This is a genomic window from Streptomyces sp. NPDC047049 (assembly GCF_040643995.1).
GTDB lineage: Bacteria > Actinomycetota > Actinomycetes > Streptomycetales > Streptomycetaceae > Streptomyces > Streptomyces mooreae.
Genome location: NZ_JBEYVM010000015.1, coordinates 100,791 through 114,266 on the forward strand (window position 1 = coordinate 100,791; position 13,476 = coordinate 114,266).

Here is a 13,476-nt window from a genome sequence, read left to right on the forward strand (position 1 = left end):
CGGTGCAACGAACCGGCCGCGCAGCGGAACGAGACGACAGCGGGCGGAACGTACGGGCACGGCAGGCGCCGGAGACGGGCCTGAGGCGGCACGGGGAGGCGGAGATGGACGGGGGGATGAGATGGAACGACGCGACGTTCTGAGGCTTTCGGCGGTTGCGGGCGCGACGGGCGCGCTTACGCTCGGACGTGTGAGCTTCGCCGACGCCGCACCCGCTGCCGGGCAGCCCGGAGGCGGGCAGCCTGAGGGTGGGCAGCGCGGAGGCGGGCCGGGCGAGCAGACCCGGCGGGTGACCGGCCATCTGCCCACCGGCGCGCCGGACTTCGTGTATCTGCCGGTCGAGGTGCCGCGCGGCGTCCGGGAGATCGCCGTTGCCTACCGCTACGACAAGCCCGCCGTCCCCGAGGGCACCCCCGGCAACGCCTGCGACATCGGCATCTTCGACGAGCGGGGCACGGACCTCGGGGGCGCCGGATTCCGCGGCTGGTCGGGCGGGGCGCGTACGGAGTTCTTCCTGCGCGCCGACGAGGCCACCCCCGGGTATCTGCCGGGCCCCGTCAACGCAGGCACCTGGCATATCGCCCTCGGGCCGTACACGATCGCGCCGCAAGGGCTGTCCTACGACGTCACGGTCACCTTGCGGTACGGACCCGCGGGGCACACCCCGGCGCCCGTCCACCCGCCCGAACGTGCCCGGGGCCGGGGCCGTGCCTGGTACCGCGGCGACGGCCATCTGCACTCCGTGCACTCCGACGGCAAACGCACTCCCGCCGAGATCGCCGCGCTGGCCCGCGCCGCCGGGCTGGACTTCATCAACACCTCCGAGCACAACACCACCTCCGCGCACCGCTCCTGGGACGGCCTGTGGGGCGATGACCTGCTGATCCTGACCGGCGAGGAGGTCACCACCCGCAATGGGCACGTGGTCGCGATGGGCACCGACCCCGAGGTCTTCATCGACTGGCGCTACCGGGCCCGCGACAACGCCTTCGGGAAGTACGCGTGCGCCGTCCGACGGGCCGGCGGCCTGGTCGTCCCGGCGCATCCGCACGCCACCTGCATCGGCTGCCACTGGAAGTTCGGGCTGGACGAAGCCGATGCGGTGGAGGTCTGGAACGGCCCGTACACCCCCGATGACGAGATCACCCTCGCCGAATGGGACAACACCCTCGTCGCACACACCCGGGGCCGCGCGGACTGGCTGCCTGCCGTCGGCCACAGCGACGCCCACCGCGACCCGGATGTGGTGGGCCTGCCGCAGACCGTGGTGCTCGCCGACGATCTCTCGCGCCGTGCGCTGCTGGACGGCATCCGGGCGGGCCGGGTCTGGATCGCCGAGTCGTCGAAGGTCGATCTGGCCTTCGCCGTCACCGGTGAGCGCGGTGAACACGCCGGGATCGCCGAGCGCTTGGACATCCCCCGTACGGCGAAGGTCACAGCTCAGCTGAAGGTCTCCGGCGCCCCGGGCTGCACGGTCTCCTTCCTCACCGACCAGGGGCTGCTGTACTCCACCCCCCTGCCCGCCTCGGGCAGCGGCACCGTCAGCTGGCAGACCACCCCCGACCACGCCGCCTACATACGCGCGGAAGTCCGCCATCCGCCGACGACAGCGGGCCTGCCGGGGCCCATGGCGGCCATGACCAACCCGGTCTTCCTGGGCCCGCCGGGGCTGAGCCACAGGGGCTGAGCCACCGGGGCTGATACGGCAAGGAAACATGCGCAGCCGTGGACGAGGAATCATGATCGGTCACGGTTTTTTCGACCAGCCTTAGGGGGCGTCCATGCGTGCCATGCAGTTCGAGCGATTCGGAGACCCGGAAGTCCTGGCCGAGGCCGAGGTGCCGGACCCGGTGGCGGAGCCGGGCGAGACTCTGGTCGAAGTGGAGGCCGCGGGCGTCAACTTCGGCGACATCAAGCACATCGCGGGCGAGCACACCGAAGGCCCGAACGCGCCGACGGGACCGCTGCCGCGCATCCCCGGCATGGAGGTCGTCGGCCGCACCGCGGACGGCCGGCGGGTCCTCGGATACGTCCCGCAGGGCGGCTATGCGGCGAAGACGGTCGTCCCCGACCGCGACCTCGTCGCCTTACCGGAGGGGGTGAGCGCGGGCGAAGCCCTGGCCCTGCTCATACAGGGGCTGACGGCGTGGCATGTGCTGCGGTCGGCCGCCCGCATGCGGCCCGGCGAGAGCGTGGTGGTCCATGCCGCCGCGGGCGGGACCGGCAGTCTCGCCGTCCAGCTGGCCCGGGAGTTCGGGGCGGGACGCGTCATCGCCACGGCGTCCTCCGAGGAGAAGCGTGCCTTTGCCCTCGAACTCGGCGCGGACGCGGCGATCGACGGCGACGCTGACGGCTACGAGGAACGGGTCCTCGACGCCAACCGGGGACGCCCGGTCGACATCATCCTGGACGCCATCGGCGGCCCGGTCCTGGACGCCGCACTGGACGCACTCGGGCACCTCGGCCGACTGGTCACCTACGGTGCCTCCTCCCGACAGGCAGCCTCGGCCATCGCACCGAGCCGCCTCGCGGTGGAGAACATCGGCGTCGCCGGCTTCTGGCTCATCCCGCTCCTCGCCCGAAACGGCCTCGGTGGCCCGGCACTCGGGGAACTGCTCGACCTCACCGCACGACGACGTTTGCGCCCGCTGGTCGGCGCGGAGTACGACCTCGCGCGCGCCCGCGACGCGCACGAAGATCTGCTCGGCCGCCGCACCAAGGGCAAATTGGTCCTCCACCCTTGATAACCGCCCCTCCGTCCCCTCCTCCAGCCACCGTGCACCGACGCCGAATGGAACCGGCACCCCACCACGCCCGCGACAGCCCCGGTCTGGCCTGCCCGAACCTGCGGCGGGCCGGTTCCCACCCGCCGACGGCCTGACGCCGCCGGGCGGCTGTGCCATCAGGCGGGCCAACAGCCCCGGCCCTCAACCCACTTCTTCCCCCCGCCCTCACCCCACTCTCCCCCCGGCCCTCACCCCGCCCAGACGATCGCCTGCCACTCGCTGTACGCATGCAGCGCGTACGAGCCCACGTCCCGACCGACTCCGCTCCGCTTGAAGCCGCCGAAGGGCGCTTCCATGTTGCGGCCGACCGTGTTCACGCCGACCCCGCCCGCCCGTAGCTGCCCGGCCACCCGGAAGGCGCGGGCGGTATCGCCGGACCACACGTAGTCGATGAGCCCGTAGTCACTGTCGTTGGCGAGGGCCACCCCCTCGTCCTCCTCGTCGAAGGGCAGCACCACGACGACCGGGCCGAAGATCTCCTCCCGCACGACCCGCATGCCGGGGGTGCAGTCGGTCAGCAGCGCCGGCGCGACGTAGAAACCGCGGTCCGGGGCGGACGGCCGGGCGCCGCCCGCCACGACCCGTGCGCCTTCCTTCCTGCCCAGCTCCACATACGACTCGACCCGGTCACGGTGCGCGGCCGAGATCACCGGCCCGACCACCGTCCCCTGGTCTCGGGGATCGCCGACCCGGAGATGCCCGATGTAGCGGGTCAGCCGCTCGACCAGCGCCTCGTACACCCCTCGCTGCACGATCACCCGCGTCGGCGCCGTACAGATCTGTCCGCTGTAGAACGAGTAGGTGGTGCCGATACCGGCCACCGCCGAGTCCAGGTCCGCGTCGTCGAAGACCACCGCGGCGCCCTTGCCGCCCAGCTCCATGAGCTGGCGTTTCATCCCTCGTCCGCACACCTCGGCGATGCGCTGCCCGACCGCCGTCGAGCCCGTGAAGCTCACCATGTCCACGTCCGGCGAGTCCACGGCCGCCTCGCCCACCTCCGCACAAGCGCCGCTCACCACGTTCACCACTCCCGGCGGCACCCCCGCCTCCGCCAGCGCCGCCGCCATCCGGTACACCGACAGCGGGTCCTGCGGGGCGGGCTTCACGACCACGGTGTTGCCCATCGCCAGCGCCGGGGCGATCTTGCCCGCCGGGTTCGCCCACGGGTTGTTGTACGAGGTGATGCAGGTGACGACGCCGACGGGCCGGCGTACGGCGAGAGCGCCCAGCACGGCCCCTCGCCCCTCTCTCCTGGCGGCAGGGGAGATGCCCCCCTGCCCCGCCTCGTTGATCTGCGGAGGCAGCCCCTGCTCGACCGGCTCCAGCGCCCCCTTCGCATAGCGTCGGAAGCGCGCCACCCCCACCGCGACCTGCATCCCGCGCGCGGTCCGGGTCGTGGCCCCGCTCTCCGCCTGCGCCAGTTCGGCATGCGCCGCGAAGTCGCGCTGCATGACCTCGGCGGCCCGGTCGAGGAGCGCGGCACGCTCCCGCGGCGCAGTGCGCGACCAGGGCCCGAAGGCCTCGCGCGCCGCGGCCGCCGCCTGGTGCACCTGCGCCCGGCTCGCCTCGGGGGCGAGCCCGACGACCGCCTCCGTCGCCGGATCGATCACCTTGTAGTGACCACCGTCGGGCTCGACCCATTCACCGCCGATGAACAGCCGTTCCGAGGCCGTCATGTGGCACTCACCGCGCCCATATCCCCTCTGTCTCCTCGATCCCCTCTGTGCCCTTCCGCCACGGCCACTTGGCGCCGACCGCGCCCCTGACCTGGACCCGGCCCCGTCACATGACGCACACCAACCCCATGCGCCGGGCCCACCACCCCCGTCACGTGGTACTCACCGTTCTCGTGTCCCGGCCCGACCGCAGTACGGTCCCCGGCACCGCGCCGGTCACCACGTCGTCGCGGATCGTCTCGACGCCGTTGACCCACACCGCGTTGATGCCGACCGCCCGGGAGTCCAGCCGCGGGCTGTCGCCGGGCAGGTCGTGGACGAGCGTGGCCTTGCCCGCGTCGATCCGTGCCGGGTCGAAGAGCACGAGGTCGGCGTGCCAGCCCTCCTCGATGCGTCCGCGTTCCCGCAGGCCGAAGAGTTGTGCGGGGTCGTCGGTGAGCATCTTCACCGCCTGCTCCAGGCCCACCAGTCTCCTGCCGCGCAGGCAGTCGCCGAGGAAGCGCGTCGTGTACGGCGCACCGCACATCCGGTCCAGGTGGGCGCCCGCGTCCGAACCGCCCAGCAGCACGTCCTCGTGCCGCCAGGTCTCGGCGCGCAGCGCCCAGGAAGCCGGGTCGTTGTCGGTGGGCATCGGCCACAGGACCGTCCGCAGGCGGTCGTTGGCGCAGATCTCGACCATGCAGGCGAAGGGCTCCAGGCCGCGTTCGGCCGCGATGTCGCGCACCACGCGCCCGGTCAGGCCCTCGTTCTCCGGGGAGTAGGTGTCACCGATGACATACCGGCCGAAGTCGGTGAGCCGCCGGAAGACGCCCGCCTCCTTGCTCTCCGCGCGCCGCAGCATCCCGTCCCGGACGCCGGGGTCGCGGAGCTTGGCGAGGCGTTCGGGTACGGGCAGGCCCAGGATCTCGCCCCAGCCGGGGATGAGGTTCAGGGCGCAGAAGGTGCCCAGGGACATGTTCATGGGGGTGAGGATCGGCATCGTCAGGGCCACGATCCGGCCGCCGGCCTCCCGGGCCCGCTGGCTCGCGAGCAGCTGGCGCGGCACCCGTGCGGGCACCGCCGCGTCGATCGTCAGCACGTTCCAGTTCAGCGGCCGTCCGGCCGCCGCGCTCATCGCGACCAGCAGCTCGATCTCGTCGTCGCCGAACTGGTCGAGGCACCCCGCCACGATCGCCTCGATCTGGGTGCCCTCGTGCGCGGCGACGGCCCGCGAGAGCGCGAGCAGTTCCTCGGGTGCGGCGTGCCGGGAGGCGACCGGCTGTCCGTCGCCGTCGGAGTGGGTGGAGGACTGCGTGGTGGAGAAGCCCCAGGCCCCGGCCTCCATCGCCTCGTGGAAGAGCGCCAGCATCTCGTCCAGCTGCCCGGGGCCTGGCCGGCCGCCGATGGCGTCCGCGCCCATGACGTACCGCCGCAGCGCGCAGTGGCCCACCATGAAGCCCGCGTTGACGGCGATCCGCCCCTCCAGCGCGTCCAGGTAGTCGCCGAACGAACTCCACGTCCAGGGGGCGCCCTCTTCGAGCGCCACCAGGGACATGCCCTCGACCTTGGACATCATCCGGCGGGTGTAGTCGGCGTCGTCGGGCCGCCCGGGGTGCAGCGGCGCCAGGGTGAAACCGCAGTTGCCGCCCGCCACGGTCGTCACCCCGTGGTTGAGCGAGGGGGTGGCGTACGGGTCCCAGAACAGCTGCGCGTCGTAGTGGGTGTGCGGATCGACGAAGCCGGGGGTGAGGACGAGGCCGGTCGCGTCTTCGCTCGTCCTCGCCTCCTCGGTGGCGGTGCCGGAGCCGGTACCCACGCCGGAGCCGCTGCCCGTCCGGGTGCCCGTGCCCGTGCCGGAGCCGCTTCCGGCCCCCGTCCCGGACGGGGTGATGACGGCGATACGGCCGTCACGGATGCCGACATCGGCGGTGTACGAGGGCGTCCCCGTGCCGTCCACAACGGTCGCGCCCTTGATCAGGTGGTCGAGCATGGGCGGTGCGTCCCCTTCCCCTGGGCGGAATTCCGCGGGTTCAGCTGCCCGCGGCCTGACGGAACCGGGTCGTCCGGTGCACCGGATCCGTGTCGATCTTCGGGATCACGTGCTCGCCGATGAGCTTGACGGTGTTCATCGTGTCCTCGTACGAGATCCCGATCGGCAGCCCGAAGCTCAGCTGGTCGGCCCCGGCCTGCTCCCAGCGCTTGCACTGCCCCAGCACCTCGTCCGGGTCGCCGCAGATCATCAGCTCCTCGGCGATCAGCAGCTCGATGACCTCCGTGGTGTAGTCGGGCAGCAGCTCGGGCCACTCGGGGATGCCGTCGGGCCGCGGGAAGGTGTCGTGGTAGCGGAAGACCAGCGACTGGAGGTAGTTGAGCCCTCCGCCCACCGCGATCTCCACCGCCTTGTCGTGCGTCTCGGCACAGATCGCGGTCGAGGTCACCATCACGTTGTCGTTGACGAAGCCGCCGACCGGCTCGGCCTCCCGGATCGCGGTCTTGTACTGCTCCAGCACCCACTCCATATCGGAGACCTTCTGCACGCTGAAGCCGAGGACGCCCAGCCCCTTCTTCGCCGCCATGGCGTACGAGGACGGGGAGCCCGCCGCGTACCACATCGCCGGGTGCGCGGCCCCGTACGGCTTGGGGAAGATCTTCCGCGGCGGCAGCTGCCAGTGTTTGCCCTGGAACCCGGCGTACTCCTCCTGGAGCCACATCTTCGGGAACTCGGCGATGGTCTCTTCCCAGATCTCCTTGGTGTGGTTCATATCGGTGATGCCCGGGAGGAAGCCCAGGATCTCGTGGCTGCCGGCGCCCCGCCCGCTGCCGAACTCGAAGCGGCCCTCGCTGAGGTGGTCGAGCATGGCGACCTTCTCGGCGACCTTCACCGGGTGGTTGACCTGGGCGAGGGGGTTGAAGATCCCGGACCCCAGATGGATCCGCTCGGTCGCATGGGCCAGGTAGCCGAGGAAGACGTCATTGGCGGAGAGGTGCGAGTACTCCTCCAGGAAGTGGTGCTCGGAGGCCCAGGCGTACTTGAAGCCGGACTTGTCCGCCTGGATGACGTACTCGGTCTCCTCCATCAGCGCCTTGTGCTCCGCGAGCGGGTCGGTCTCGGCCCGCTTGCCCACGTATCCCTGTACAAAGAGCCCGAATTCCAAGGAGGTTCACCGTCCCTGAGCCATTCGCAGTTTCTGACGTACCGTCAGATCAGATGTGCCGACTGTTCCACCGCGCACGGAGGCCGTCAAGAGCCGCCACCCCACCACCTGACGGCCAGTCAGATGAGGCTGACCCCCGCCAGCCAGCCCCCGTCCACGACGAACGGCTGCCCCGTGATGTACGACGAGTCCTCGCACGACAGGAAGAGCGCCAGCTTGGCGACCTCCTCCGGCCGGCCGATCCGGCCCAGCGGCACCAGCTTCCGGTAGAGCTCGTCCACGGCCCGCCTCGACTCGGCCGGATCCGCGCCCGGATCCAGCGCCGCGGGGTTGGTCATCGGGGTGTCCACGGCCCCCGGGCACACCGCATTGACCCGGATCTTCCTGCCCGCCAGCTCCACCGCGGCGACCCGGGTGAGCCCGAGGACCGCATGTTTGGTGGCGGCATACGCGCCGACGAAGGCCATCCCCGTCAGGGCCGTGTACGAGGCCGTATTGACGATCGTCCCGCCGCCCGCCGCCTCGATCTCGGGCGCCACCGTACGGATCCCGAGAAAGCAGCCGACCTGGTTGACCTGCACCACCTGCTGGAACTCCTCCAGCGGCGTCGACACCAGCTCGTTGAACCGAAGAATCCCCGCGTTGTTGACCAGCCCGTCGATCTTCCCGAAGTCCTCCTTGGCGGCGACCGCCGCGGCCTGCCAGTCCGCCTCCTGCGTCACATCCAGGTGGACGAAACGGGCCCGGTCCTCCCCCAGTTCCTCGGCGAGCGCCTTACCCTGCGCGTCGAGCACATCCCCGAGCACCACCTTCGCGCCCTCCGCGGCGAACAGCCGCGCCTCCTGCTCCCCCTGCCCGCGCGCCGCACCCGTCACGATGACAACCCGCCCGTCGAGCTTGCCCATGCCTGCACTCCTCTGCTGGTGAGCTGGTGAGTACGCCGCCGCCGGTTCCGGCCCGTCGGCCGTGAGCGGACAGCGGTGAGTGGTGGGTAATGAGTAGTGAACGGTGAGTGGTGAGTGGTGAGGGGTAAGTGGTGAACGCTGAGCGGCGAGCGGCGAGCGACCATTGCTGAACGGTTGACGTTCAGCCGGTCAGCCATTCAGCCGGTCAGCCATTCAGCCGTTCAGCAACGGCGCCACATCCGTCCCGAACGCCGCCATCTGATCCCTCAGTTCGTCACATCCCCGGCTGCGGAACCGCACCTGGATCTGATCCACTCCCATCGCCCGGTACTCCCGCAGCGACTGTGCGATCCGCTCCGGCGCCCCGGACAGGGTCCGCCGGCCGACCTCCCACCCCGGCTCGCCGACGTACAGCGGCTCGGCGATGGCGCCGATCACGGCCGGCGTATCGACACCCGCCGCCGTCCGCAGCCTCCGCAGCTTCCCGATCTGCCCGGGCAGCTCGGCCCGCCGGTCACCTTGCGGCAACCAGCCGTCGCCGCGCACCGCGGCCCGGCGTACGGCGGCGGGCGACGATCCGCCCACCCACAGCGGCGGCCGGGGCGTCTGCACGGGCCGCGGTGCCTGCCCCAGCCCCTCGAACGCGAACCGCTCCCCCGCAAACTCGGGGAACTCCTCCGGCCCCAGCGCCACCTTCAGCGCGTCCATCGTCTCGTCGAGCACCGCACCGCGCCGCTCGAAGTCCACTCCGAGCACATCGAACTCCTCCGCCACGTGCCCGGCCCCCACCCCGAGAATCAGCCGCCCACCGGAGAGCCGGTCGAGCGTCGCGTACTGCTTGGCCGTGACCAGCGGATGCTTCAGCCCGGCCACCGCCACATGACTGAGCAGCCGCACCCGCTCGGTGACGGCGGCCAGATGCGCGAGCGTGGCGACCGGGTCGTACCAGACGGTGCTCATCGCCTCGGCCAGCCGCCGCGGGATCGCCAGGTGCTCACAGCAGGCGACATACGCGAACCCGTACCGGTCGGCGGCCCGCGCGATCGCGACCAGCTCGGCCGGCCCCGCCGCGGCCTCCCAGCTCTCCGCGAAAAGAGTGCTCTGCGACTGCACCGGCAACTGCATGCCGTACACCAGCCGCCCCGCCTCCGGCCGCCACACCCCACCACACACACCGTCCACCACAAGCCCTCCAGCCATACCTGACGGGTCGTCATGTAGCTTGCGCGGGACATCGTCGTGCCTGGGACGGGATCAGACAAGGGCAGGGGCAGAGCGGCGTGACCCCGCCGCTACAGCGCCCCGGCACAACACGGACGTCCAGGCTCAACCGCTGCCTCGCTGCGGCGATCGCATGAGCCGCAGTTCATCCACCGCACCGCGACGCAGATGACGTGCAATGACGCCAAATGGGTGTTGCGGAACGATCAATGTACCTAGGCTTCCCGGGGAAGCGGTCATACGACCACGGGGGCTTCCAGCAGTCGGCGTACCCGATACCAGGGGTGCGCCGCGTTCGGAGTCCCCGATGACGCCGAACCAGGGGGACCGGAACAGCCCATGAAGAACCACAAGCCCCGCACCTACCGCCGGGGCATCACGGGGACCCCGCTGACCGGCCTTCCGCCGGCCGGTTCGACCGGGCAGCTCCTCGCCGCCGTCAGCATTCCCGGCGACATCCACGGCAAGACGGGCTCAGGAAGGTGCCTGTGACTCGCCCTTCCCTGCGCCGCGGCCTCGGATTCGCCGTCACGGCCCTCACGTTCTGCCTCCCCCTGATGACCGCCTGCTCCGACAGCACAGAGACCTCCGGCAGCACGGAGGGCGCCGGCAGCACGGCCGGCGGCAAGTGGTCTGCGGCATCCTCGGCGCCACCGCCCGCCCCTGCCCTCAGAGGCCGCCGTCTGCCCGTGGAGGACTACATGCCCTCGCCGTGGCAGATCCACGAGGAAGGCCAGGCCCGGGATGTCCTCATCCGCGCGTGCCTGAAGCGGTTCGGGATGACGTACAGCCAGGAACAGACGCCCTTCGCCGGCCCCAGGACCCTGTTGGAGCGGCGGTACGGCGAGCCCAACGTGGCCATGGCCCAGCGGTACGGCTACTGGATGCCCGGCAGCGACAAGCAGCCGCCCGACTCGAACCCGCCGAACGAAGCAGAAACACGGGTACTCACCGGCTCAGTCGCGACGTACCGAGGGAAGGCCATTCCGCACGGTGGTTGCGCCAGTGAAGCGCTCCGGCGTCTCGACGGGCGTCCGGATGTCACCCCCGCGACCTACGCCCACGCGCTCTCCGCCGCCAACACCATGGAGATGCAATCCTGGGAGACGACCAGGAAGGCCGCCTTGGTGAGGCAGGCGGAAAAGCGCTGGTCAGCGTGTATGAAAGCCCGGGGTCACTCCTTCCCCGCGGACATCTTCTCCGCCGGGGACAGCCTGAACAGCCCCGATATCCGCCCTCGCCCCGCACCCGGCAGCAAGGAAATCGCTCTGGCGGTCGCCGACGCGCAGTGCCTGAACGACTCCGGAGTCGTCAAGACCTGGTACGCGCTCGAAGTGCGTTACCAGGAAAAGGCGATATCCGGTGACCGGCAGAAGTGGGCACAGATCCGCGAGCAGTTCCGCACTCACACGGCAAACACGCGCGAGGTACTGAGAACCCACAGCGGTCGTACCGACTCGCCCTGACACGAAGGCGCGCACGGCCCAAATCGCCTCCTGCTGAGGAGAGTTGACGTCCACAGCAGCGGGCCCACCCTTCCCGCCCGAACACTTGTTCGTAACGATCGATGTGCCCTAGGCTGCACAAGGAAGCGGTCATACGACCACGGGGGCTTCCATCTGCCGGCGTACCCGACACCGAGGGTGCGCCGCGTCCGAAGTCCCCGATGACGCCGAACCAGGGGGACCAGAACCGCCCATGAAGAACGACAAGTCCCGTACCTACCACCGGGGCGCCACGGGGGCCCTGCTGACCGGCCTTCTGCTGGCCGGCTCGACCGGACAGGTTCTCGCCGCCGACAGCGGCATGACGCCGAAGGCCGACAGGCCGGAAAGCGCCCAGGCGGAGAAGACCGGAACGACCGCCCCGTACACCGTGATCAAGAACGGTGTGACCCTCATCGCCCCGGGCAAGTTGCGCGCCGCCGGCGGCGACACATGCTATGCCGACCACCTCTGCCTCTTCTACAACTCCAAGGGTCCGGGCGCCAACTGGGTTCGCAAGGGCAATGCCGCCGTGGCCAAGGACTTCTCCAAGGTGAAGTTCGAAGGGGTGGGCCCCGGCGTCGGAAAGCCCCTCAAGGACCATGTGCGCTACGTCCTGAACGGAGACCAGAACAGGACCTACGGCGTGTTCGAGAAGGCCAACTACCGCGGCCTGCGCGCCTGGTTCTCCCCCAACGACGCGAGGGCCCTCCCGGGCCTCCTGCACGGCAAGGCCGGCTCCGGAAAGTTCCTGTGACCGTGCCGCCGGCCGCCTGCGGCTGACCGGCTGTCGGGCGGTGGCATCGAGGATGCCGCCGCCCGTTCGGTGTTCTGCGCCCCGCCGGCCCACGCCCCCGCCTCAGGCTCCCCCCGCCGACGGCCCCCACAGCCCCTCCCCCGTCAACCCCAGCAGCGAAATCGCGTTCCCCCGAACGATCTGTTCCACGACGTCCGGCGCGAGGTGTCCCATCTGCGATTCGCCGACCTCCTTCGACTTCGGCCAGGTCGAGTCGGAGTGCGGGTAGTCCGTCTCGTAGAGGACGTTGCCGACGCCGACCGCGTCCAGGTTCCGCAGGCCGAAGGCGTCGTCGAAGAAGCAGCCGTAGACGTGCTCGGCGAAGAGCTCGGACGGCGGGCGGAAGACCTTGTCGGCGACGCCGCCCCAGCCGCGGTTCTCCTCCCAGACCACGTCCGCGCGTTCGAGGATGTACGGAATCCAGCCGATCTGGCCCTCGGCGTACATGACCTTCAGGTTCGGGAAGCGGTCGAATTTGCCGCTCATCAGCCAGTCCACCATCGAGAAGCAGCAGTTGGCGAAGGTGATCGTGGAGCCGACGGCGGGCGGGGCGTCGGCCGAGGTCGAGGGCATCTTCGACGAGGAGCCGATGTGCATCGCGACGACCGTGCCGGTCTCGTCGCAGGCGCGCAGGAAGGGGTCCCAGTAGTCGGTGTGGATGCTGGGCAGCCCCAGATGGGGCGGGATCTCACTGAAGCAGACCGCCCGCACCCCACGGGCCGCGTTGCGCCGCACCTCCGCGGCGGCCAGCTCCGCGTCCCACAGGGGGATGAGGGTCAGCGGGATCAGCCGCCCCTGCGCCTGCGGGCCGCACCACTCCTCCACCATCCAGTCGTTGTACGCACGCACGCCCAGCAGCCCCAGTTCGCGGTCCTCGGCCTCGGTGAAGGTCTGACCGCAGAAGCGGGGGAAGGTCGGGAAGCAGAGCGCGGACTGGACGTGGTTGACGTCCATGTCGGCCAGCCGTTCGGGCACGCTGAACGAGCCCGGACGCATCTGTTCGTAGGTGATGCCTTCGAGCTTGATGTCGTCGCGGGAGTAGCCGACGGCGGTGTCGAGACGGGTCAGCGGCCGGCGCAGGTCTTCGTAGACCCACCAATCGGCTATCGGGCCGTCGTCCCCCGCGGCGCCCATCGTCGGGGCGAACTTGCCGCCCACGAAGGTCATCTCCTTCACGGGCGCCCGGACGATGCGCGGGCCGATGTCGTGGTACTTCGACGGAAGCCGGTCCCGCCAGACGTGCGGGGGCTCCACCGTGTGGTCATCCACCGAAATGATCTTGGGGAAGGTCTCCATGGCGGATACGGTAGCGCCGATCTGACGATCCGTCAGTAATGCCGCCGTGCACGGATCCGCAAGAGGGGCGCACGAAAGTTTCGCCTCCGCGCCCCCACCCTGTGCCATCCCGCCCCGGCACCGATCGGCCGAGGAGGCTTTGTGCACGGTCCGGACCCCTACTGACGTAAGCGGGCGC

Annotated in this window: 11 protein-coding genes; 5 read left to right on the forward strand and 6 right to left on the reverse strand. The window is 70.6% G+C overall.

Annotated features, from left to right (window positions below):
- Positions 1–121 precede the first annotated feature (121 nt).
- Positions 122–1,687: a CehA/McbA family metallohydrolase gene (locus ABZ851_RS27285; protein WP_361132635.1), complete on the forward strand. Its 1,566-nt coding sequence runs from the start codon at positions 122–124 to the stop codon at positions 1,685–1,687.
- A 94-nt stretch (positions 1,688–1,781) separates the two neighbouring features.
- Positions 1,782–2,744: a zinc-binding dehydrogenase gene (locus ABZ851_RS27290; protein ID WP_361132638.1), complete on the forward strand. Its 963-nt coding sequence runs from the start codon at positions 1,782–1,784 to the stop codon at positions 2,742–2,744.
- Between the two features lie 230 nt (positions 2,745–2,974).
- Here ABZ851_RS27290 and ABZ851_RS27295 read toward each other — a convergent pair whose 3' ends face one another.
- From ABZ851_RS27295 to ABZ851_RS27315, 5 genes are all read right to left on the reverse strand, one after another.
- On the reverse strand, positions 2,975–4,462 hold the full coding sequence (locus tag ABZ851_RS27295) for an aldehyde dehydrogenase family protein (protein ID WP_361132641.1): 1,488 nt from the start codon (positions 4,460–4,462) through the stop codon (positions 2,975–2,977).
- A gap of 151 nt (positions 4,463–4,613) precedes the next feature.
- Entirely contained in the window at positions 4,614–6,431 is a 1,818-nt protein-coding gene (locus ABZ851_RS27300) for a D-aminoacylase (protein ID WP_361132644.1), read from the reverse strand.
- A gap of 40 nt (positions 6,432–6,471) precedes the next feature.
- Positions 6,472–7,596, reverse strand: coding sequence for an LLM class flavin-dependent oxidoreductase (locus ABZ851_RS27305; protein WP_129295828.1), 1,125 nt, complete (start codon positions 7,594–7,596; stop codon positions 6,472–6,474).
- A 119-nt stretch (positions 7,597–7,715) separates the two neighbouring features.
- Complete coding sequence (locus tag ABZ851_RS27310) at positions 7,716–8,501, reverse strand: glucose 1-dehydrogenase (protein WP_361132648.1); 786 nt, start codon at positions 8,499–8,501, stop codon at positions 7,716–7,718.
- A gap of 213 nt (positions 8,502–8,714) precedes the next feature.
- Positions 8,715–9,701 carry a TIGR03619 family F420-dependent LLM class oxidoreductase gene (locus ABZ851_RS27315; protein ID WP_361132651.1) on the reverse strand — a complete coding sequence of 329 codons (987 nt, stop codon included), beginning with the start codon at positions 9,699–9,701 and terminating at the stop codon, positions 8,715–8,717.
- Positions 9,702–10,061: 360 nt separating this feature from the next.
- On the opposite strand from ABZ851_RS27315, the gene ABZ851_RS27320 reads away from it, so the two are divergent.
- The 3 genes from ABZ851_RS27320 (at position 10,062) to ABZ851_RS27330 (ending at position 11,963) form a co-directional block, all read left to right on the forward strand.
- Positions 10,062–10,214 carry a hypothetical protein gene (locus tag ABZ851_RS27320; RefSeq protein WP_361132654.1) on the forward strand — a complete coding sequence of 51 codons (153 nt, stop codon included), beginning with the start codon at positions 10,062–10,064 and terminating at the stop codon, positions 10,212–10,214.
- A 197-nt stretch (positions 10,215–10,411) separates the two neighbouring features.
- Positions 10,412–11,188 carry a hypothetical protein gene (locus tag ABZ851_RS27325; RefSeq protein WP_361132657.1) on the forward strand — a complete coding sequence of 259 codons (777 nt, stop codon included), beginning with the start codon at positions 10,412–10,414 and terminating at the stop codon, positions 11,186–11,188.
- Between the two features lie 232 nt (positions 11,189–11,420).
- Positions 11,421–11,963 carry a peptidase inhibitor family I36 protein gene (locus tag ABZ851_RS27330; protein WP_361132660.1) on the forward strand — a complete coding sequence of 181 codons (543 nt, stop codon included), beginning with the start codon at positions 11,421–11,423 and terminating at the stop codon, positions 11,961–11,963.
- A gap of 102 nt (positions 11,964–12,065) precedes the next feature.
- Here the strand turns inward: ABZ851_RS27330 and ABZ851_RS27335 are convergent, their stop codons facing one another.
- A complete protein-coding gene (locus tag ABZ851_RS27335) occupies positions 12,066–13,298 on the reverse strand; it encodes an amidohydrolase family protein (RefSeq protein ID WP_361132663.1) in 1,233 nt (410 codons plus the stop codon).
- Positions 13,299–13,476: the final 178 nt, after the last annotated feature.

Coding starts and splice junctions, on each gene's coding strand:
- ABZ851_RS27335 (WP_361132663.1), bottom strand. CDS start 13,298: ATGGAGACCTTCCCCAAGATCATTTCGGTGGATGACCACACGGTGGAG.
- ABZ851_RS27295 (WP_361132641.1), bottom strand. CDS start 4,462: ATGACGGCCTCGGAACGGCTGTTCATCGGCGGTGAATGGGTCGAGCCC.
- ABZ851_RS27320 (WP_361132654.1), top strand. CDS start 10,062: ATGAAGAACCACAAGCCCCGCACCTACCGCCGGGGCATCACGGGGACC.
- ABZ851_RS27330 (WP_361132660.1), top strand. CDS start 11,421: ATGAAGAACGACAAGTCCCGTACCTACCACCGGGGCGCCACGGGGGCC.
- ABZ851_RS27290 (WP_361132638.1), top strand. CDS start 1,782: ATGCGTGCCATGCAGTTCGAGCGATTCGGAGACCCGGAAGTCCTGGCC.
- ABZ851_RS27315 (WP_361132651.1), bottom strand. CDS start 9,701: ATGGCTGGAGGGCTTGTGGTGGACGGTGTGTGTGGTGGGGTGTGGCGG.
- ABZ851_RS27300 (WP_361132644.1), bottom strand. CDS start 6,431: ATGCTCGACCACCTGATCAAGGGCGCGACCGTTGTGGACGGCACGGGG.
- ABZ851_RS27285 (WP_361132635.1), top strand. CDS start 122: ATGGAACGACGCGACGTTCTGAGGCTTTCGGCGGTTGCGGGCGCGACG.
- ABZ851_RS27310 (WP_361132648.1), bottom strand. CDS start 8,501: ATGGGCAAGCTCGACGGGCGGGTTGTCATCGTGACGGGTGCGGCGCGC.